24 protein-coding genes and 1 pseudogene are annotated in these 19,300 nt (G+C 71.6%); 7 read left to right on the forward strand and 18 right to left on the reverse strand.

What is annotated here, in order from left to right; genetic code table 11:
* Window positions 1-11 precede the first annotated feature (11 nt).
* The 3 genes from IPM43_05700 to IPM43_05710 are packed head-to-tail and all read left to right on the forward strand — an operon-like array spanning window position 12 to window position 1,634.
* Window positions 12-365 carry a metallopeptidase family protein gene (locus IPM43_05700; protein ID QQS25858.1) on the forward strand — a complete coding sequence of 118 codons (354 nt, stop codon included), beginning with the start codon at window positions 12-14 and terminating at the stop codon, window positions 363-365.
* Window positions 366-409: 44 nt separating this feature from the next.
* Window positions 410-1,171 (forward strand): DUF4328 domain-containing protein, encoded by a 762-nt coding sequence (locus tag IPM43_05705; protein ID QQS25859.1) that lies wholly within the window; start codon window positions 410-412, stop codon window positions 1,169-1,171.
* A gap of 10 nt (window positions 1,172-1,181) precedes the next feature.
* On the forward strand, window positions 1,182-1,634 hold the full coding sequence (locus tag IPM43_05710) for a histidine phosphatase family protein (protein QQS25860.1): 453 nt from the start codon (window positions 1,182-1,184) through the stop codon (window positions 1,632-1,634).
* Here IPM43_05710 and IPM43_05715 read toward each other — a convergent pair.
* The 12 genes from IPM43_05715 to IPM43_05770 form a co-directional block, all read right to left on the reverse strand.
* Window positions 1,603-2,400 carry a hypothetical protein gene (locus tag IPM43_05715; GenBank protein ID QQS25861.1) on the reverse strand — a complete coding sequence of 266 codons (798 nt, stop codon included), beginning with the start codon at window positions 2,398-2,400 and terminating at the stop codon, window positions 1,603-1,605. The genes IPM43_05710 and IPM43_05715 overlap by 32 nt on opposite strands.
* Entirely contained in the window at window positions 2,397-2,918 is a 522-nt protein-coding gene (locus tag IPM43_05720) for a cytochrome c-type biogenesis protein CcmH (GenBank protein ID QQS25862.1), read from the reverse strand. The genes IPM43_05715 and IPM43_05720 overlap by 4 nt, the downstream gene beginning before the upstream one ends.
* Complete coding sequence (locus tag IPM43_05725; GenBank protein QQS25863.1) at window positions 2,915-3,532, reverse strand: TlpA family protein disulfide reductase; 618 nt, start codon at window positions 3,530-3,532, stop codon at window positions 2,915-2,917. Before IPM43_05725 ends, IPM43_05720 begins: the two co-directional genes overlap by 4 nt.
* Complete coding sequence (locus IPM43_05730) at window positions 3,525-3,782, reverse strand: hypothetical protein (protein QQS25864.1); 258 nt, start codon at window positions 3,780-3,782, stop codon at window positions 3,525-3,527. The genes IPM43_05725 and IPM43_05730 overlap by 8 nt, the downstream gene beginning before the upstream one ends.
* Window positions 3,680-4,849, reverse strand: coding sequence for a cytochrome c biogenesis protein CcsA (gene ccsA, locus IPM43_05735; protein QQS25865.1), 1,170 nt, complete (start codon window positions 4,847-4,849; stop codon window positions 3,680-3,682). Before ccsA (IPM43_05735) ends, IPM43_05730 begins: the two co-directional genes overlap by 103 nt.
* Window positions 4,846-5,520, reverse strand: coding sequence for a cytochrome c biogenesis protein CcsA (ccsA, locus tag IPM43_05740; GenBank protein QQS25866.1), 675 nt, complete (start codon window positions 5,518-5,520; stop codon window positions 4,846-4,848). Before ccsA (IPM43_05740) ends, ccsA (IPM43_05735) begins: the two co-directional genes overlap by 4 nt.
* The gene (locus tag IPM43_05745) at window positions 5,502-5,984 is read right to left on the reverse strand and encodes a cytochrome c maturation protein CcmE (protein QQS25867.1); all 483 of its coding nucleotides are present in this window, start codon (window positions 5,982-5,984) and stop codon (window positions 5,502-5,504) included. The genes ccsA (IPM43_05740) and IPM43_05745 overlap by 19 nt, the downstream gene beginning before the upstream one ends.
* On the reverse strand, window positions 5,975-6,109 hold the full coding sequence (ccmD, locus tag IPM43_05750; GenBank protein ID QQS25868.1) for a heme exporter protein CcmD: 135 nt from the start codon (window positions 6,107-6,109) through the stop codon (window positions 5,975-5,977). Before ccmD ends, IPM43_05745 begins: the two co-directional genes overlap by 10 nt.
* Before the next feature lie 73 nt (window positions 6,110-6,182).
* Window positions 6,183-6,884, reverse strand: a complete 702-nt coding sequence (ccsA, locus tag IPM43_05755; GenBank protein QQS25869.1) for a cytochrome c biogenesis protein CcsA — start codon at window positions 6,882-6,884, stop codon at window positions 6,183-6,185.
* Between the two features lie 59 nt (window positions 6,885-6,943).
* Window positions 6,944-7,612 carry a heme exporter protein CcmB gene (locus tag IPM43_05760; GenBank protein ID QQS25870.1) on the reverse strand — a complete coding sequence of 223 codons (669 nt, stop codon included), beginning with the start codon at window positions 7,610-7,612 and terminating at the stop codon, window positions 6,944-6,946.
* A gap of 8 nt (window positions 7,613-7,620) precedes the next feature.
* On the reverse strand, window positions 7,621-8,256 hold the full coding sequence (gene ccmA, locus IPM43_05765; protein ID QQS26346.1) for a heme ABC exporter ATP-binding protein CcmA: 636 nt from the start codon (window positions 8,254-8,256) through the stop codon (window positions 7,621-7,623).
* Between the two features lie 339 nt (window positions 8,257-8,595).
* Entirely contained in the window at window positions 8,596-8,781 is a 186-nt protein-coding gene (locus IPM43_05770; protein ID QQS25871.1) for a hypothetical protein, read from the reverse strand.
* Between the two features lie 36 nt (window positions 8,782-8,817).
* On the opposite strand from IPM43_05770, the gene IPM43_05775 reads away from it, so the two are divergent.
* Both IPM43_05775 and IPM43_05780 read left to right on the forward strand, forming a co-directional pair.
* On the forward strand, window positions 8,818-9,543 hold the full coding sequence (locus IPM43_05775; GenBank protein ID QQS25872.1) for a class E sortase: 726 nt from the start codon (window positions 8,818-8,820) through the stop codon (window positions 9,541-9,543).
* On the forward strand, window positions 9,519-9,686 hold the full coding sequence (locus tag IPM43_05780; GenBank protein QQS25873.1) for a hypothetical protein: 168 nt from the start codon (window positions 9,519-9,521) through the stop codon (window positions 9,684-9,686). The genes IPM43_05775 and IPM43_05780 overlap by 25 nt, the downstream gene beginning before the upstream one ends.
* A 211-nt stretch (window positions 9,687-9,897) precedes the next feature.
* Here the strand turns inward: IPM43_05780 and IPM43_05785 are convergent, their stop codons facing one another.
* Together IPM43_05785 and IPM43_05790 are read right to left on the reverse strand one after the other, a co-directional pair.
* Window positions 9,898-10,569 carry an enoyl-CoA hydratase/isomerase family protein gene (locus IPM43_05785; protein QQS25874.1) on the reverse strand — a complete coding sequence of 224 codons (672 nt, stop codon included), beginning with the start codon at window positions 10,567-10,569 and terminating at the stop codon, window positions 9,898-9,900.
* Entirely contained in the window at window positions 10,566-10,715 is a 150-nt protein-coding gene (locus tag IPM43_05790) for a hypothetical protein (protein ID QQS25875.1), read from the reverse strand. The genes IPM43_05785 and IPM43_05790 overlap by 4 nt, the downstream gene beginning before the upstream one ends.
* 73 nt (window positions 10,716-10,788) lie before the next feature.
* On the opposite strand from IPM43_05790, the gene IPM43_05795 reads away from it, so the two are divergent.
* Both IPM43_05795 and IPM43_05800 read left to right on the forward strand, forming a co-directional pair.
* Window positions 10,789-11,049, forward strand: coding sequence for a hypothetical protein (locus IPM43_05795; protein QQS25876.1), 261 nt, complete (start codon window positions 10,789-10,791; stop codon window positions 11,047-11,049).
* Window positions 11,050-11,101: 52 nt separating this feature from the next.
* The gene (locus IPM43_05800; GenBank protein ID QQS25877.1) at window positions 11,102-11,689 is read left to right on the forward strand and encodes a TetR/AcrR family transcriptional regulator; all 588 of its coding nucleotides are present in this window, start codon (window positions 11,102-11,104) and stop codon (window positions 11,687-11,689) included.
* 7 nt (window positions 11,690-11,696) lie between these two features.
* On the opposite strand, the pseudogene IPM43_05805 reads toward IPM43_05800, so the two are convergent.
* From IPM43_05805 to IPM43_05820, 4 genes and pseudogenes are all read right to left on the reverse strand, one after another.
* Window positions 11,697-16,209 (reverse strand): annotated as a pseudogene (locus IPM43_05805) (DEAD/DEAH box helicase).
* A gap of 35 nt (window positions 16,210-16,244) precedes the next feature.
* Entirely contained in the window at window positions 16,245-17,963 is a 1,719-nt protein-coding gene (locus tag IPM43_05810; protein QQS25878.1) for an STAS domain-containing protein, read from the reverse strand.
* Window positions 17,964-17,975: 12 nt separating this feature from the next.
* Window positions 17,976-18,644, reverse strand: a complete 669-nt coding sequence (locus tag IPM43_05815; GenBank protein QQS26347.1) for a class I SAM-dependent methyltransferase — start codon at window positions 18,642-18,644, stop codon at window positions 17,976-17,978.
* 5 nt (window positions 18,645-18,649) lie between these two features.
* Window positions 18,650-19,291 carry a nitroreductase family protein gene (locus IPM43_05820; GenBank protein ID QQS26348.1) on the reverse strand — a complete coding sequence of 214 codons (642 nt, stop codon included), beginning with the start codon at window positions 19,289-19,291 and terminating at the stop codon, window positions 18,650-18,652.
* Window positions 19,292-19,300 lie beyond the last annotated feature (9 nt).

Here is a 19,300-nt window from a genome sequence, read left to right on the forward strand (position 1 = left end):
CGCGCGCGACGATGGAGCCCGTGACCGACGTGCCGCCGTGGCGCTTCGACGGCCTCGTTCGCGACGCGATCGCCACGCTGCCCGACGAGCTGCGCGCGGCGATGGACAACGTCGTCGTGCGCGTCGATGACGCGCATCCCGACGATCCCGATCTGCTCGGCGAGTACGTCGGCGTGCCGCTGACCGAACGCGACGACTACTCGCTCGCGCTGCCGGACGTGATCACGATCTACCGGGACGCGATCTGCGCGATGTGCGCCACCGACGACGAGGTCGTCGAGGAGGTACGCATCACGGTGATCCACGAGATCGCCCATCACTTCGGCATCGACGACGACCGCCTCGACGAGCTCGGCTGGTCGTGACCCCGTCGTTGCCGTCCGACGCCGGGCGGTAGCTTCTCCAACTCATGGAGCTACCTCCTCCCCCTCCCCCCGGCGGGCTGACCCCGCCTCCGGGCTACGTCGGCTACGGCGAAGGCTCGTACGGCGCCTTCACCCCGTTCGCCCGGGTGCGCGGTCTCGGCAAGGCGTTGTCGTGGCTGATGATCGTCGTCGGGCTCGGCCAGGTGGGCACCGTGGTGACGAACCTGATGGTGCGCGGCGACGCCGCCGACTTCCTGGCGGGGCGCATCGACGAGGACGAGTTCCTCTCCGGGTACGCGCCCGCGCTCATCATCTCCGGCCTGGCGTCCATGGCAACGATCGCCGTGGCGGTGCTGACGATGATCTGGATGTACCGCATGGCCACCAACCTCGACCGCTTCGGGCGCCCGGGACGCACGTGGGCGCCGGGGTGGGCGATCGGCGGCTGGTTCCTGCCGCCGCTGCTGTTCGTCATCCCCTGGTTGATGCTGCGCGAGCTCTACAAGGGCTCCGACCCGGAGGTGCCGGCGGGGTCCACGGAGTGGAAGCAGCGACCGGTGGCGCCGATCGTGAACATCTGGTGGGTGCTCTACGGCCTGCTGCCCACGCTGATGATCCCCTTCGGTGCGGGCCTGATGATGTCGTCGGGGTTCTCCAACGAGGCCGAAGACGTGGCCGAGCGCATCGAGGACCAGGCCCTTTGGACGACGCTCGGCGGGATTCTCGGCATCGCCGCAGCCGTCGCCTGGTTCCTCTTGGTGCGCCAGCTCACCGAGCGCCACGCCCGCATGACGAGCGAGGGCTGACGCTTTGGCGGTGTACCTGGTACGCCACGCGAAGGCAGGCAGTCGCCAGGCGTGGAAGGGCGACGACGCGCTGCGACCGTTGTCGGCTCCGGGCTGGGAGCAATCCCGCGCCCTCGGCAAGCGGATCGCGAAGCTGCAGCCCACCCGGTTGGTGTCGAGCCCCTACGTGCGCTGCGTGCAGACGCTCGAGCCGCTCGCCAATGGGTGCGGCCTGCAGGTGACCGTCGACGACCGCCTCGGCGAGGGCAGCTCGGCGGGGGCCGCGCACGACCTGCTGTTCGAGGTGCCCGACCGCGCCGTGCTCTGCAGCCACGGCGACGTGATCCCCGACTTGATCGGCGCCCTCCAGCGCATGGGAACCGCCATCGCCACCGCGCCCGACTGGCGCAAGGCCACCGTGTGGGTGTTGGAGCGCAGCCGCGACGCGGTGATCAGCGCGACCGTCTGGCCCCCGCCCCAGTAGCTGCAGCACCAGCAGCCGCCTGGGGCGCCGCGGTGCCCTCGCTCAGCGCCTCGTCGATCTGCTCGGACATCGTGGCCACCAGGTCGGCCACGTCGGCAGGGGGGTTCGCGTCGAGGCAGGCCTCGATCTCGGGCTTGGCCGACTCCGCGTCGCCGGCGAAGCGGAAGAGCGAGATGCCGAGGAAGCAGTGCGCGTCGGCGTACGTCGGATCCGACAGCGTCACCTGGCGCAGCAACACCAGGCCGGACTGGAACCGCTCCGCCTGGAGCTGGTCGTCCTCTTCCTGCACGGCCGAGAGCACGCTCAGCCAGCCGAGGTACGTGAGCGCCTCGGCGTTGTCGGGTTCCAGGTCGAGCACCTGGGCGTACAGGTCGAGTGCCGGCGACGGATCGGCGGGGTTCAGCTGGGCCCGCGCGTCGCTCAGCAGCTCGCTGACGCTGCGCTCGCCGCCAGCGGACCCGCCGGGCAAGCGCTCGCCGGACTGCCGGGCGACGAACACGCCGGCCGCCGCGGCGAACACGACCACCGCCGTAACCCATGCGGCGACGACGCCCCACCGGCGCCGGCGAAGTGGCGCCGGCGCGGGTGCGTGGCCGGCGTCGAGCTCGCGCAGCACCGCCGCGGCGCGGGCGGTGTAACCCTCCTTCAGCGACTCGTAGTCGTGGTCGTCGACGTCGCCCGCGTCGCGCTCGATCTCCAGGTCGCGCAGCGAATCGAGCAGGAACCGCCGCTCGGTCTCGAGCTCGGTGAGCCGATCCGGGTTCACGTCGTGGCCGTCTTCGTCTCTTCGGGCTGCGCGCCGTCCTCTCGCAACGCCTCAGCGACGAGCGCTCGGTCGGCGTCGGTGGCGGACAACGAGAGCTGCTCACGCCAGCGGCGGAAAGCCACCACCAGCCCGGCCACGGCAACCACCACGACGGCGACGGGCAGCACCCAGATCAACGCGTCGAGCCCGCTCGACTTCGGCACGAGCAGCACTGCGGCACCGAAGCGCTCCTCCAGTTCGGCGACGATCTCGTCGTCGCTCAGCTGGCCGGCCGACACCTGCCGGGCGATCTCCCGGCGGATGTTCTCCGACGCCGACGCCCGGCTCTCGAACACGCTCTCGCCGTCGCACGTCGGGCAGGCGAGGCGCCGCGAGACGGCGTCGATCCGGTCCTGCGCGGTCTGCAGGCCGCCGTCACGGGTTGCGCCGACGGCGAGCAGCGCCACCGCGACCAGCACGAGGGCGACCCACCCCGGCCAGGACTTGAGGCCGCGGTTGAGCCGGCGCGCGCCGCTCATGGCGAGCCCGCCGCGCGCAGTTGCTCCAGCGTCGCCGCCAGCCCGTCTGCTGAGACCTGTCCGGTGAACCGGGCGACGACGACTCCGGTCGGGCTGACCACCCAGGTCTCGGGCACCTTCGCCACACCGAAGGCCACGGCGATCGTGCCGTCGTCGTCGTGGACGATCGGCCAGGTGATGCCGTTGTCCGCGAAGAAGTCGCGCACCGCCTCGTCGCTGTCGTCGTTGACGATGGTGTAGAGCTCCGCCGCGTCCACCCCGAGATCTGCCTGGGCCTCGGCGAACGCGAGCAGCTCGGGGTGCTCACGCACACAGGGCACGCACGTCGAGTTGAAGAAGTTGAGCACCACCCACGAGCCCCGGCGACGGCCGAGGTCGAACGCGTCGCCGTCGAACGTCGTGCTCACCACGGCCGGCGCCGCGCGGCCGACGAGCGGGGACTCGGCGGTGTCGTCGGTGCCGCCCTTCGCGCCGGCGAGGACGACGATGAGGCCGGCGAGCACCACGACGAGGCCGAGCGCGACGAAGGGCGCGACGCGCCGCCGCGGACGCCCGGCGTCGAGAGCACCGTCCTGGACCGCCACCTCGTCCTCAACCACCTCGTCGTCAGCCACCGCTCACCGCCTCGGCAGGCTCGGGTGCGGCGACGGGTTCTGGCACAGGGGCCGACACCGGGTCGGTGGGCAGCCGCCGGCGGCGGCCGGGGAACGCCGCGAGCACCGTGCCGACGACCATCGTCGCGCCGCCGATCCAGAGCCACATCACGAGCGGTTTGACGAACACCTTGATCCGTGCCTCGTCGCTGTCGGGCTGGGGCGAACCCTCGAGCGTGAGGTACAGGTCCTTGGTGAACGTGCTGCGCACGCTGGGGTGCCGACGTCCATGCCCTGGTTCAAGAACTTGTGGCGGCTCGGCTCGTACACGCGCTCGCCGTCGATCAACACGCCGGCGCTGATCGTGGCCGATCGCTCGTCGCTCGAGGTGGTGAAGCCGACGAACTCGAAGGTGTGGCCGGCGAACGTTGCGGGCTCGCCCTCGCGCAGCACCAGCTCTTGGCTGCGGGTGTACGACTGCGAGGCGACGAGCGCGACGGAGATGAGGATCACCCCGATGTGCACGATCATCCCGCCGTTGGCGCGCCCGACGAGGCCCCGCCATCCCTGGCGGCGCACGGCGAGCACCACCTGGCGCAGCGCTGCTCCCGCCGCGAAGCCGGCCAGGCCGAAGCCGGCGAGGGTGAGCAGGCCGTGCGCGCCGGCGACAAGCGCACCGGCGAGCGCGGCCACGCCGCACCACGCCGGCCAGAAGAGGCGGTCACGCAACAGCTCCGCGCTCGCCTTGCGCCACGGCAGCACCGGCGCGACGGCCATCAGGAACAGCATCGTCAAGCCGAGCGGCTGGGTCATGCGGTCGAAGAACGGCTCGCCGACCACGAGCCGGCGGTCCTGGAGCGCCTCGACGACGAGCGGGAACACGGTGCCGAGCAGCACCACGAACGCGAACGCGCTGAACAGCACGTTGTTCGCCAAGAACGCGCCCTCGCGGCTGATCGGCGAGTCGATCGCTCCCGGGGAGCGCAAACGGTCACCCCGCCACCCGATGAGCCCGACGGACACGGCGACGACGATGCCGAAGAACGTGAGCAGCCACGGGCCGATGCTGCCCTCGCTGAACGCGTGCACGCTGTTGATCACCCCGGAGCGGGTGAGGAAGGTGCCGAGGATGGTCAACGCGAACGTGGCCACGAGCAGGCTCAGGTTCCACACCCGCAACATGCCCCGGCGCTCCTGCACGAGCACCGAGTGCAGGTAGGCGGTGGCGGTGAGCCAGGGCAAGAAGCTGGCGTTCTCGACCGGATCCCAGGCCCACACCCCGCTCCAGCCGAGCACCTCGTAGCTCCACCAGCCGCCGAGGATGATGCCCGCGGTCAAGAAACCCCAGGCAAACAGCGTGAAGCGGCGGGTCTCGAGCAGCCATCCTCGCCCACTCGGCCCGTGACCAGGGCGGCGATGGCGAACGCGAACGGCACCGTGAACCCGACGTAGCCGAGGTACAGGATCGGCGGGTGGAACAGCACGAGGACGTGGTTCTGCAGCAACGGGTTCGGCCCCGGGCCGTCGGTGACCCCTGCGGGTCCGAGCGCGAACGGGTTCGCCGGGCCGAACGACAGCAGGAAGAAGAACAGGCTGACGGCGAACATCACGACCAGCGCCCACGCCACCAGCGGGTCGTCGAGGCGATGCCGGAAGCGGTGCGCGACGACCACGGTGCACGTGGCGAGCACCAGCACCCAGAGCAGGATCGATCCCTCCAGCGCGCTCCATGCGGCGGTGACGTTGTAGAGCCACGGGGTGTCGTGAGAGCCGACCTGCTGCACGTACGCGAGCGAGAAGTCGCGGGTGATCAACGCCCTCTGCATCACCGCGAAGCCCCCGACGGCGGCGGCGAGCGCCAGCCAGGCGTAGTTCGGCGCGCTGCGCAGCAGCTTGGAGTCGCGCTTCACGATGCCGAGCACGGTGGCGAAGGCCCCGAAGGCCACCGCCAGCACGCCGATGCCGATCGCCCCGCGCCCGAGGGCGGCGTTCAGTCCTGCTGCGAGCATGCGGGCGACCCGGGGTTGGTGCCGACGCGGTCGGGGTTCGACTCGGAGTACTCGTTGGAGTGCTTGACCTCGATCCGGTCCCCGTCGAACACCCCGTCGTCGCCGAGCCGGCCGTGCACGACCACGGCGATGCACTCCTGGAAGATCCCCCCGGGGTCGCCTTGATAGCGCACAGGCAGGCTGGCGCCGTTGAACGACATCGTGAACTCGGTGACCACGCCGTCTTCGGTGAGCGAGCCCTCGTCGACGACGCCCTGCACGCGCAGGCGCCTGGCGTCGTCGCACTTGTCGACGACGCCGATCTCGTCGACGTTGCAGTAGTAGTCGATCGCCGACGTGAGGAACTGGGTGACGACCACCCCGCCGGCGACGACGACGAGCACCAACAGGAGCATCGCCAGCCAGTTGCGCCGCTTGCGGGCGCCGGGGCGCACCTCGGGCGCGCTGCGCGGGCTCAGGTCCACGGCAGTTCCTCGTCGCCGAGTTGCTCGACCAGGCGCCGGCCGCGGCGCAGCACGGCCCAGGCGAAAGCACCTACGCCGCCGAGGGTGACGACGTAGCTCGCGATGATGAATCCGGCGTGGTCCATCAGAGAGCCCCTTCCCCGCGACGCTGCTCGAGCGCGATGTCGAGGCCGTGGTCGTCGAGTGCGTCTTGCATCATCAGCACCCGCTGGCGGTGCAGCACGAGCCACACGTACAGCAAGCGTGAACGCGACCACGCCGATGAGCAGCGTGAACAGCATCAGCCCGTCCATCTGGACGTCGCCACCGCTGTCGAGCACCGACGCCTCTTGGTGCAGCGAGTTCCACAGCTCCACGGAGAGGTGCACGAGGGGGATCTGCAGCACGGCCAGCAGGGCGAGCACCGCGCTGCGCCGCGCGCGCTGGTCGTGGGAGCCGCCGAGCCCGCGCACCGCCAGGTAGCCGACGTAGGTGACGAACAAGAACGCTGTCGTGGTGAGGCGCGTCCCAGGTCCAGAACGTGCCCCAGGTGATGCGGCCCCACAGGCTGCCGGTCACGAGCGTGATCGCCATGAACAGCACACCTACCTCGGCCGAGGCCGCCGCTAGGCGGTCCCAGGTGAGCGAGCGGGTGCGCCGCCAGAGGTAGGCCGCCGACGACACCGCGGTGACGACGAAAGCCAGGTACGCGAGCCATGCCGACGGCACGTGCACGTACAGGATCCGCACGCTCTCGCCCTGCACCGCGTCCTCGGGGGAGATCACCAGCCCGAACAGCACGAGCCAGACGATGCCGAGGATCACCGCCACCCCGAGCACCCGGGTGGCGCGTGTTCCCGTGCCGCGGTTCGCGCTTGCCTCGCTAGGGCTGCGCGTCGGCTGGCTGGCGGTCAGGGCCATCGAGTCGCTTCCTTCGGGGTCTCGGAGATGTTGGGGGTCTCGGGGGCGGTTCGACTTCGTCACTCCTCGATCAGCGGTCCGAACGCCACCACGCCGCCGACACCGAAGACGGCGGCGAAGACGGCGAGCAGGCCCACCCAGGGCCAGCCCTCCGACGCCGTCGCTCCTGCGGTGCCGAGCGCCGATTCGGTCGCCCGGGTCGCCCCGATGAGCACGGGCGCCACCACCGGCAACAGCAGCAGGGGGAGCAGTGTCTCCCGACCACGGGCACCGGCAGCGAGGCCGCCGTAGAGCGTACCGACGCTTGCCAGCCCACAGGTCGCGGCCAGCATCGTCGTGACCAAGAGCACCACCCCGGCGCCGCGCACCTCGGCCCGGTAGAGCACGACCGCGGCCGCGACGAGGACCGCCTCCAGCACCACCAGCTGGAGGGCCAGTGCGATCGCCTTGCCGGCGAATATGCCCGCCGGTTCGACGCCGGCCACGCGCAGTGCATCCATCGCCCCGTCGGCGGCCTCCACCGCGAACGCCCGTTGGACGACGACGAGCAAGCTGAACGTCGTCGCCAGCCACACCAGCCCGGGCGCGACGCGCTCCAGGACAGCGTCGGAGTCGAGCGCGAAGGCGAACATCACCATCACCAGCGCGGCGAACGGCAGCACCTGGTTGGTGACGGCGCGGCTGCGCCACTCGGCCCGGAGGTCCTTCGCGGCCACCAGTCGGGCCACCCGCCACATCAGGCGTCGGCCCCGAGCTCGATCGCCTGGCCGTTGACGACCTCGACGACGCGGCTGGCGAGCGCGCCGGCGCGCTCCAACTCGTGGCTGGCGACGAGCACCGTCGCCCCCGCCGCAGCCGCGGCCCGCACGGTCGCGTCGAGCTCGTCGCGGCCGCGGGCGTCGAGCCCCGCGTGGGGCTCGTCGAGCAGCCACAGCTCGGCTCGCCGGGCGACGAGGCAGGCCAAGGCCGTACGCCGCTTCTGCCCGGCGGAGAGCCGGCCCACCGGCACCGACGCGAGCCGCCCGGACAGGCCGACGCGCTCCAGCGCGGCGGCCACCTCGTCGCGCGACGCTCCCGCCAGCGCCGCCCAGAAGCGGACGTTCTCGGTGACTGTCAGGTCGGCGTACAGACCGTTGTGGTGGCCGAGCAAGCCGACGCGAGGGCGCACCGCGGCCCGGTCGCGGGTGAGGTCGACGCCGAGCACTCTCGCTTCCCCACGCGCTATCGGCACCAGTCCTGCGCAGAGCCGCAGCAAGGTCGTCTTGCCCGCCCCGTTCGGCCCACGCAGCAGCAGGATCTCGCCACGCGCGACGTGCAGAGTCACGCCGGCCAGCGCCGGGAAGCTGCCGAGCACGACCACGGCATCGCACAGGCGCGATGACGCTCTCGGGCGCTGGTGCTCGTTCCATGGGTCGCCGCGACGCTACCGAGCACCCCGCGCGCCGCTGCCGTGCCAGAACGGCGACGGCCGCAGACGGCGGCGACGCCAACCACTGCGGGCTCCCCGCTAACTTCCGCTCGTGGACGAGAGCGGGACGCCGAACGATCCGCCTGCTCTCGAACGATTGAGAGGCCTCGACCCGCCCTCGAAGCCCGCACCCCGCGTGTCGCGCTGGGACCGGCCGAAGCAGCCGAAGGACTGGCGGTGGTGGGTCGGCGGCATCGGCAAGGCGCTGATCGTCCTCGGGTTGATGATCTTCGCCTTCGTCGGCTACCAGCTCTGGGGCACCGGCATCGAGGAGTCCCAGGCGCAGAACCGGTTGGAAGACCAGTTCGCCGAGCTGAGCGCGTCGCTCAGCACGGATCCCACCGGGACGAGCACCGTCCCGCCGACGACCGTCACCACCACCCCGAACAGCGCCTCGTCGACGACCTCGTCGACGACCACCTCGACCACGACCGCACCGGTCGCGCCATCGTCGAGGGCGACCCGGTGGCGATCGTCGACATCCCCCGCATCGGGCTGCGCAAGTTCGTCGTCGCCGGGGTGGAGCCCGCCGACCTGAAGAAGGGCCCCGGCCACTACCCCTCCACGGTGATGCCCGGCGAGCGCGGCAACGCGGGCATCGCCGGGCACCGCACCACCTTCGGTTCACCCTTCCGCCAACTCGACGAGCTCGAACCCGGCGACGAGATCAGCGTCACCGTGCTGACCGGCGAGACGTTCGTGTACCGGGTGACGGGCTCGATCATCGTCGAGCCCTCCGACTCGTGGGTGCTCGACACGAACGACCCCGAAGTGGCCACGCTCACGCTGACCACCTGTCACCCCGAATTCCAGGCCCGCCAGCGGCTCGTCGTCTTCGCCGAGCTCGACGTCGGCGCGTCACCGCCGATCCACGAGGGCAGGTGGTCTACGCCGACGCCGCGCCACCGGGTGAGCTCGTGGGCGAGGAGACCGCCGCGCCGAGCACGCCGAGCGCGACGGGCGCGCCGAGCCCGACCCTCGCACCCGACGCGAGCAGCGGCACCACCTCCGCACCCGACGCGTCTGATGGCCCCGACGCGACGGATCCCGTCGACACGGCTCCCGCCACGGAGCCGACCGACGGTGCGGGCGGTGGGGACGGATCAGGGAGCGAGGCTGACGCGTTCGACCGTGGCTGGTTCAGCGATCCGTCGGCCTGGCCGCACGTGCTCATGTGGGGCTCCGCGCTGACGGCGGTCACCGTCCTCGCCTACCTGGCCGCTCGTGCCACCCGGCGCACATGGGTGGGCCTGCTCGTCGGCGTCGCCCCGTTCGTCTTCGTCCTGTACTTCTTCTTCCAGAACGTGAACCGGTTGCTGCCGCCCAACCTCTGACGGCGCAATGCGCCCATAATGGTGGCGCGGATGGTCCTTATTTGCCGATCTCCTCGACTTTGTCAACCTGGTAGCGCCCAGCCTGGAATCCAGCAGCATCACACAAGCCATTCGAGAATGAGCGGTGATCGACTTTGTCGTAACGGCATCGTCAGGCACTTCACCGTTCGTATCCGGGATGACCGCAAGCTGTGCCAAGCCGAACACGAACTCACCACTGATCGATAGATCGCAAAGCCCTGTTGGGCTCGAGTTTTGTCCGTAATGAGCCGCGCAACCTCAGCGCGACTGGCCGCGGCCTACTCGCCACGGAACTCCGGGCGGCGCTTCTCCATGAACGCGCGGCGGCCCTCGGCGAGGTCGGCCGAGGCCCACGCCGCCTGGCGGGCCGTCTCCACCAGGTCGTCAGGGGGCGGGCGGCGAGGGCACGCTCCATCGCCAGCTTGTGGGCGCGGATCGTCAGCGGAGCGAGGCCGCCCAGTTCGTCGGCCCAGGCGAGCGCGCGCTGCAGATCGCCGATGCGGTGCACTGCGCCCACCTCGGCCAGGTGCTCCCCGGAGTACGTCTGCGCGGCCAGCAGCATCGCCCTCGCGACGCTCGCCCCCATCTCCTGTACGAGGCGCTGCACCGTCCAGGCGTCGACCGCCAGACCGAGCCGCGCGGCCGGGATGCCGAACTGGCTGGGAGCCGTGGCCACACGCAGATCACACGCGATCGCGAGCTGCGTGCCCGCGCCGAGCGCGGCGCCCTCGACGGCGGCGATCGTCACGAACGGCAGCTCGCCGAAGCCGGTCAGCACCTCGGCGAGCGTGGCCACGAAGTCGTCGCTCTCGACGTCGGCGAGGTCTGCCCCGGCACAGAACGCGGGCGGCGCACCAGTCACACGAGCACCCTCGCCTGGCCGGAGAGCGCGGCGCGCTGGGCGTCGCGCAGCGCGACGAGGGTGGCGAGGTCGACGGCGTTGCGCCGGTCCGGGCGGTCGATCGTGACGAGCATCGTCCGCTCTCGCCACTCGGTGCGCACCGTCATCGGGCCGACGGTAGCCGCGCCGTGACCGGCGCCGACTGGCTCGCGCCCACTCCGGAGCGGTCATCGTGTCCGGATGCCCGAGCCCCACGATCCCGTCAGGGCCAGACGGGCGACGATCGCCAAGTGGACGCTCATCGCCAACCGAGTCGGTTATCTGTTGTTCGCGGCGGCGATCGCGATGTTCGTGATGGCCTTCGCGTTCGGCTTCTCCGGCCCGATCGTCGGCGTGATCACCGCCTGCTTGATCGTCGGCTCGATCCTGCTCGCTCCCTCGATCGTCCTTGGCTACGCGGTGAAGGCCGCCGAGCGCGAAGACCGCGAACGCGGTCTCTGACGCAGCCCGCGAAACGCGCCCCGCAGACCACCCGGGTTACCCTGGGGTAACCATGTCGGTCCGCCTTCCTGCCAGCGAGCGCCGCGAGCAGCTGTTGCTGGTCGCGCTCGACGTATTCGCCCACCGCGGCTACCACGGCACGTCGATGAACGACGTCGCCGAGGCCGCCGGGGTGACCAAGCCGGTGCTGTACCAGCACTTCGACTCCAAGCGCGACCTCTACCTGGCGCTGCTCGACGACGCCGGGACGCGCCTGCTCACCGCGATCTCGAAGGCCACCGCCGGAGCCGTCGACGGCAAGAGCCAGACCGAGGCCGGCTTCGGGGCGTACTTCCGCTGGGTCTCCGACGACCACGACGCGTTCTTGCTGCTGTTCGGCAGCGGGGCGCGCCGCGATGAAGAGTTCAACACCGCGGTGCGCAAGGTGACCGCCGCCGCGGCCGAAGCGATCGCCCCGCTGATCGCGGCCGACATCGACCTCGAGCACCAGCGCACCGTGGCCCATGCCCTGGTCGGCCTGGCCGAGGGTGTCAGCCGGCGGCTGGTCGAAGTCGGCGAGCCGTTCGACCCGGTGGTGGTGTCTCGCCATGTCAGCGACCTGGCCTGGGCCGGTCTGCGCGCGGTGCGCCGCCCGGACTGAACCCGGCTCAGCCGCGTAGCACCGGGCCGCGGTAACCATCGACGAACCCCGCGGCGTGCAGCGCGTCGAGCACGAGGTGCCCGCTCGGCACTCGCTGGCCGTCGAGCTTGCGCACCTCGACGCTGCGGGTGCGCCCGTCCTTAACCAACGACGCGAGCGCCTCGGCCCAAGAGGTGTCGTCGCCCGCCGCGGGGAAGGAGACGAGGTGGTGGCTGCGCCGGTCGTACCAGACGAGGGGACCCCGCCGTGCACCACCACGAGGGCGCCTGCGGACCGTGCCGGCGGCGCCGGGGACTCGGGCCAGGCGAGCGCCGCCCCGTACGGCTGCGCGGGGTCGGTGGCCGCGAGCACGATCGGCGCGGGGGTCGATCCGCCCAGCTCGAACGCGGGTGTGTCGCGCACCGCTCGCAGCCGGTCGACCGCACCCGGCAGAGCGAACTGGGCCGCCCCGAGACCGCTCACGAAGTAGCCCCGGCGGGCCTGGCCGCGCTCTTCGAGCACCTTCAGCACTCCGTAGACCTGGGCGAACCCCCCGGCCACTCCCTCGGCGAGCACGGCTTCCCTGGTGAGCACGCCGTGTCGTTCGAGAAGCTGCACAGCAGCGGCGTGAGCGGCGGCGGTGGCAGAAGGCACCGGTAGCAGCATCGGGGCGACGAGCGACCACCGCCCGGCCCCGCCGGCGGGCCGATTCGGCTCAGCCGGCCCGGTCGGGGCCGACCGCGCCGAGCAGCCGTCGCCGCGGATCGCCGCCCACCGCCGGCGAGCACGGCGCGCAGCGGGGCGAGGGAGTCGTTGGTGACCTCGCCCGCCCAGACCAGATCCCACAGCGCGGCGAGGAGCTCGACGTCGGTGGCCGCGGCGTCGGCAGCGCGGAGCTGGGTCCAGAACAGCGCCCCGCGCTGGTCGAGCGCGCACCGGATGGCGTCGTGGAGCGCGCCCTGCGGTGCCTCGGCCCGCTCCCACCCGGGCGCGAGAAGGGGGAGCTGGTCGGTGAAGCACAGCCTCACTCGCCCGTCGGCGGCCCCGATCCCCCCGGCACCGACCCAGACCACGTCGCCGCTGGTGCACAGCTCGTCGAGGTCGCTCGGGCGGTAGCCGCTGACCCGCGACGCGAGCACGTCGGCTTCGAGGGTGGAGGCCACGATCGCCGCCCCCGAGAGCAGACCCAGCGTCTCGACGAGGGCGTCGGCGCCCCTGCGCTCTGCCAGGATCCCGTGCCAAGCCGGCAGGAACCGGGCGAGGGCTTCGGCATCGACTGGTTCGACCTCACGGCGCAGGGCGGCGAGGGATCGCCGGCGGAGCTGGCGCAGGACGTCTACCTCACACCACTCGCTGTGCAGCCCCTGTGGACGGAACTCGCCGCGCACCACTCGCTCGCCGGCTTCGAGGGCCACGAGCGCTGCCTCGACCCGCTCGACGGGCACCCCCAACCGGGCGTGGACCTCGCCGGCGGTGAACGGGCCGTGGGTGCGCGCGTACCGGCCGACCAATTCAACGAGCGGCCGATCGACCGGGTCGGTGAACGCCGCCGGCAGCCCGGGCGCCAACGCGCAGCCGAGCGCGTCGCGGTAGCGGGCCGCGTCTTCGGCGGCGGCGAACCGCAACTCACCGGGGACCTCGGCCCCGACGCGCACCTCGATCGCCCGTCGCTCGGCGACGAGCGCGCCCAGCCAGCGCGCCGCCTCGCCCTGCGCTGTCTCGCAACGCTGCGCGGCCTCGTCGGCGGAGAGCTCACCCACCCGGCGGAGCACGTCGTGCAGCTCGTCGGCGCTGCGCGCGCGGCGACCGTCGGCCAGGCACTGCAGCTCGAGCTCGACGTCGGCGAGCATCCCGGGGTCGAGCAGGTCGCGCAGCTCCTCGGCACCGAGCAGGTCACGCAGCAGGTCACGGTCGAGCGCTAGAGCGGTGGCGCGTCTCTCGGCGAGCGGTGCGTCGCCTTCGTACATGTACGTCGCGATCCAGTTGAAGAGCAGGCTCTGCGCGAACGGGCTGGCCTTCTGGGTGTCGACGGCGACCACGCGGATGGCGCGCGAGCGGAGCAGTCCGAGCACCTCGCGCAGCGCCGGCACGTCGAACACGTCTTGCAGGCACTCGCGGCTGGCTTCGAGCAGGATCGGGAAGGTGGGGTACTTGGCGGCGACCGCGAGCAGGTCGGCCGCCCGCTGGCGTTGCTGCCACAGCGGGGTGCGCCGGTCGGGGCGGCGCCGAGGCAGCAGCAGCGCGCGCCCGGCGGCCTCGCGAAAGCGCGCCGCGAAGAGCGACGTCTGGGGCACAGTGGCCATGATCAGCTCGTCGATCTCCTCGGGATCGATGAGCAGCGCGTCGAGGGGGATCTCCTCGACCGTCTCGGGCAGCCGCACGACGATGCCGTCGTCGGCCCACATCGTCTCGACGGGTACGTCGTAGCGCTCGAGCAGGCGCCGTTCGATGGCCATCGCCCAGGGGGCGTGGACCGGAGTGCCGAACGGGCTGAGCACGCAGAGCCGCCAGTCGCCGATCTCGTCGCGGAAGCGTTCGACGACGACGGTGCGGTCGTCGGGCAGCGCCCCTGTGGCCGCGGCCTGGTCGTCGAGGTAGAGCACCACGTTGGTGGCCGCGAGCGCGTCGAGGTGGTATTCGCCGGTGAGGAGGGCGAGCGCGTCGGAGTCGGAGAGCGAGTGCACCTCACGGACGAAGGCACCGAGTGCCCGGCCGAGCTCCAACGGGCGTCCCGGCCGGTCGCCGTGCCAGAACGGCATCTTCCCCGGCTCCCCGGGTGCGGGCGTGACGGTGACCCGCTCGAACGTGATGTCTTCGATCCGCCACGTGGACGCGCCGAGGACGAACGTCTCACCCGGACGACTCTCGTAGACCATCTCCTCGTCGAGCTCGCCGACGCGGGTGCCGTCGGGCAAGAACACGCCGAACAGGCCGCGGTCGGGGATGGTGCCCCCGCTCGTGACCGCGAGACGCTTGGCACCTTCGCGCGCCCGCAAGCGGCCGTTGACGCGGTCCCACACGAGCCGGGGCCTGAGCTCGGAGAACTCCTCGCTCGGATACCGCCCGGCCAGCAGGTCGAGCACGTTCGCGGCGAGATCGTCGCTCAGGTCGGCGAAGCCGGCCGCCCGTCGCACCATCGCGAGTAGGGCATCGGTGTCGAGCTCACCGGCCGCCGCGGTGTGGGCCACGATCTGCTGGGCGAGCACGTCGAGCGGGTTGCGCAGGTAGCGCGTGTGCTCGATCAGCCCCTCGACCATGCGCCGGGCGACGACCGCGGCCTCGAGCAGGTCGCCGCGGTGCTTCGGATAGATCGAGCCGCGGCTCGGTTCGCCCACCTGGTGGCCCGCACGGCCGATGCGTTGCAGGCCCCGGCTGACCGCGCCCGGGGACTCGACCTGGATGACGAGGTCGACCGCGCCCATGTCGATGCCGAGCTCGAGGCTGGAGGTGGCCACGATCGCCCGCAGCTCGCCGCGCTTCAACTGGTCTTCGACGATCACGCGCTGCTCGCGGGCGAGCGAGCCGTGGTGCGCCTTGACGAGGTCTTCCGCGAGCCTGCCGGTGAGCGGGTCGACGCCGATGCCTTCTTGCTCGGCGAGCTCGTTCAACTTGGCGGCGAGGCGCTCGGCCTGGCGGCGCGCGTTGCAGAAGATGATCGTGCTGCGATGGGCGAGCACCTGCTGGAGGATGCGGGGGTAGATGCTCGGCCAGATGCTGGAGCGCCGCGGGCCGAGCGCCGCCGTCGCCGGACCGCTCTGCAGCTCGGTGACCGGTTGGCCGAGCGCACCCATGTCTTCGACGGGTATGACGACTTCGACGTCTAGTGGCTTGCGGATGCCGGCGTCGACGATGGCGACCGGACGCGCTCGTCCGGGCGCGGCGAATCCGCCGAGGAAGCGAGCGACCTCCTCGAGCGGCCGCTGGGTGGCGGAGAGCCCGATGCGCTGAGGCGGACGCGCGGTGAGCTCTTCGAGACGCTCGAGCGACAGCGCCAGATGGGCGCCGCGCTTCGAGGGGGCGAGCGCGTGGATCTCGTCGACGATCACCGTCTCGACCCCCGCGAGCGTCGCCGCTGCCGACGAGGTGAGCATCAGGTACAGGCTCTCCGGGGTGGTGATCAGCAGGTCTGGCGGATGCCGTACGAGCGCCTGGCGTTCACGGGCGCTGGTGTCGCCGGTGCGCATCGCGACGACGGGTTCGGTGAAGGGCTCGCCGATGCGCTCGGCGGCGAGGCGAATGCCCTTGAGCGGGGCGCGCAGGTTCTTTTCGACGTCGAAGGCGAGCGCGCGAAGCGGCGAGATGTACAGCACGCGGGTACGCGCCGCGGCCTCCGGCACCGGCTCGGTGCCCAGGCGGTCGATGGCGGCGAGGAAGGCGGCAAGCGTCTTGCCACTGCCCGTCGGCGCGCAGATGAGCGTGTGCTCGCCGCCGACGATCCGCGGCCAGCCCGACTGCTGGGCCGGCGTGGGCTCGGCGAACGCGGTGGAGAACCACGCCCTGACGGGCGCCGAGAACGCCTCCAAGACCGAAGGTCCCCTCACCGTGCCGAGGCTACAGAGGGGGTGCGCGCCCCCGTTCAGGGGCTGCGGTCCTCCCAGTCGACCCAATCGACTCCGCTCTCGCGGACGTGCTCGTGCACGGCCTCGCCGATGGTGCGCCGGAAGCGGTCCCGTCCGATGTGGTCGACGAGGCCGTAGCGGTCGAGCGTGTCGCGAGCTTGGCCCTTCAGCTCGGCGAACTCCAGCACCACCTCGCGCCGGGCGAGCTGGCCGATGAGGCGCGCCAGCTCGTCGGCCGCAGTCGGGTCGATGTCGGTCATCGGCTCCGCAGTGACCACCACGCGCTGCAGGTCCTTGCCGGCGGCGTCGACCCGCGCGAGCAGGTCGTCGACGAAGAAGCCGACGTTCGCGAAGAACAGCGGGGCATCGAAGCGGTACAGCAGCAGTCGCGGTATCCGACGACCCTCGGGATGGCGCTCGACGTCGTGATAGCCCTTCAACCCATCGACGCGCACCAGCTCCGCCGTATGCGGCCGCCACGCTCGCCGCATCACGTCGAGCAGTGACAACCCGACGGCGATCCCGATGCCGGGCAACGCGCCGAGCACGGCGACGGCCACGAACGTGACGAGCGACAGCACCATGTCACCGCGCCGCATCCGGGCGAGTCGGGTCAGCCCGGCGATCTCGACCAGGCGCATCGAAGCCGCGATGACCACCGCGGCGAGGGCCGCTTGGGGCAGGTAGCGGAAGGCCGTCGGCATGGCGACGATCAGGCCGGCCACCGCTACGGCACCGACGATCCCCGTCATCTGGGTCCGGGCGCCGGCGTCCTCGGCGACAGGGGTGCGGCTGGAGCTGCTGCTCACCGGGAAGCCCTGGAAGAGCCCGCTCGCCACGTTGACCGCGCCGAGGGCGAACAACTCGTGGTTCGGATCGACCTGTTGATGCGTGCGGTGGGCGAACGTCCGGGAGAGCACGCTCGTGTCGGTGAACGAGACGAACGCGATGCCCACCGCGGCTCCGAGGAGGCGCACCAGCTCGTCCCACTCGACCGACGGCCAGGCGGGGGTCGGCAACCCCCGCGGCAGATCGCCGACTAGAGACAGACCCTCGTCGGCGAGGCCGAACGCAGCGACGGCGACAGTCGCCCCGATCACGGCGAGAAGCGTGCCCGGCACCCGCGGCGCAAGCGCACGCAGCCCGACGATGACCACCAGCGACCCGACGCCGAGCGCCGCCGCAGTTCCGTCGATGGCCCCGTCGGCGATCGCCTCCACCGAGTCCCTGATGCGCGGCAAGAGGTCGGCGCTCGGCACGCTGAAGCCGAGCAGCTTGGGAAGCTGGCCGAACGCCACCGTCAACGCGATGCCGTTCATGTAGCCGTACCGGACGGGGGCCGAGAGCAGGTCGGCGAGGAAGCCGAACCTGGCCAGGCCGGCGACGACGCTCAACAGCCCGGCCAGCACCGACAGCGTCCCCGCCAGCGCCAGCGCCCGACCAGGGTCGCCCTCGGCAGCAGCGAGCGGGACGACGGCCACGAAGATCAGCGGCGCGAGCGACGAGTCGGGGGCCATCACCATGATGCGTGACGGGCCGACGAGGGCGTACACGACGAGGGGCACGATGGTGGCGTAGAGCCCCGAGATCGGCGGCAGGCCGGCGGCCTGCGCGTAGCCCATCCCCGCTGGCACCAGCAGGGCGGTCAGCACGAGTCCCGCCACCAGGTCGGCCCCCGCGTCGCCGCGCCCATAGCCGCGCAGCTGCCTGGCGAGGGGAAGTGCTGGTCGCCCCACGATTCGCCGACGCTAGTTGGAGTCGGCGCCGCGTTCTTCGATCCTGCGCAGCACCCGCAAACTGCCGCACGCGCTGCTGAGTCGGAACTGCCCGGACTCCACCGCCGGCAGGAAGATCTGCTCGTAAGGGGGGCGCCCGCCGTCGGCGGGATCGGGGAACACGTCGTGGATCGCGAGCGTGCCCCCTAGCGCGACGTGTGGCGTCCAACGCTCGTAGTCGAGGCGCGCCGGCTGCTCGCCGTGGCCACCGTCGATGAACAAGAACGCGAGCGGCGTCTGCCACGCCGAGGCGACGAGCGGGGACTCGCCGACGACGGCCGCGACCACGTCTTCCAGCCCGGCGTCGTGGATCGTGCGCCGAAACGTCGGCAACGTGTCCATCTTGGCCGTCACGGGGTCGACGAGCGTCTCGTCGTGCCACTCCCAGCCGGCCTGGTTCTCCTCCGACCCCCGGTGGTGGTCGACCGCGAACAGCACCGTCGCGCACGCCCGCGCCGCAGCGCCCAGCCACACCGTCGAGCGCCCGCAGTACGAACCCACCTCCAGGAAGGGAAGCCCCGGGCACGCGGCGCCGGCCGCGACGGCCGCGGCGTAGAGCGCGTCGCCTTCGTCCGGGGGCATGAAACCCTTGGCCGCGAGGGCGTGAGCGCGCAGCGCGGGGTCGGGCCGGGGGCCGGGCATCTCGCTCACCAGCGGTCCCAGTGGATGATCGTGTCCGGCTCGGGGCGCTTGGCCGGCGAGAACTCGGTGCCGATGGTGTAGGCGAGGGGGCTGAGGCAGACCAGTTGAACGGTGTCGAACGGGATGCCGCAGATGTCGGCGACCTCTCGCTCACGCATCAGGTGCAGCGTGGTCCACGACGTGCCGAGCCCCTTCGATCGCGCGGCCAGCATGAAGCTCCACATCGCCGGCAGGATGTTGGCGAGCATCGATGCCGCACCGAGCGCGGAAGAGCCGTCGACGCGCCCCATCGTGCATGCGATCACGAGCGCGGGCACCTCACCCATGTGCTCGCCCAGGTAGTCCGCCGAATTGCCGACGCGCTGCTGCTGGGCGTTGCCCTCGTCGGAACCGGTGTCGACGGAACGCACGTAGACCCCGTCGAGACCCTTGTAGGTGTCGTAGCACTGGCGGTAGATCTCACCGATCGCCCTCCGCGTCGGCGCGTCGCGCACGACCATGAACTGCATCGTCATCACATTGGAGCCGCTCGGCGCCTGCATCGCCGCGGCCACGCATTCACGCACGAGATCGTCGGGGACGTCGCGGGTGAGGTCGAGCCGCCGGCGCACGGCGCGGGTGGTGAACAGCAGCTGGTCGGCTGACAGCGGGGCAGG

The sequence above is a fragment of the Actinomycetota bacterium genome (genome assembly GCA_016700055.1).
GTDB lineage: Bacteria > Actinomycetota > Acidimicrobiia > Acidimicrobiales > Ilumatobacteraceae > Kalu-18.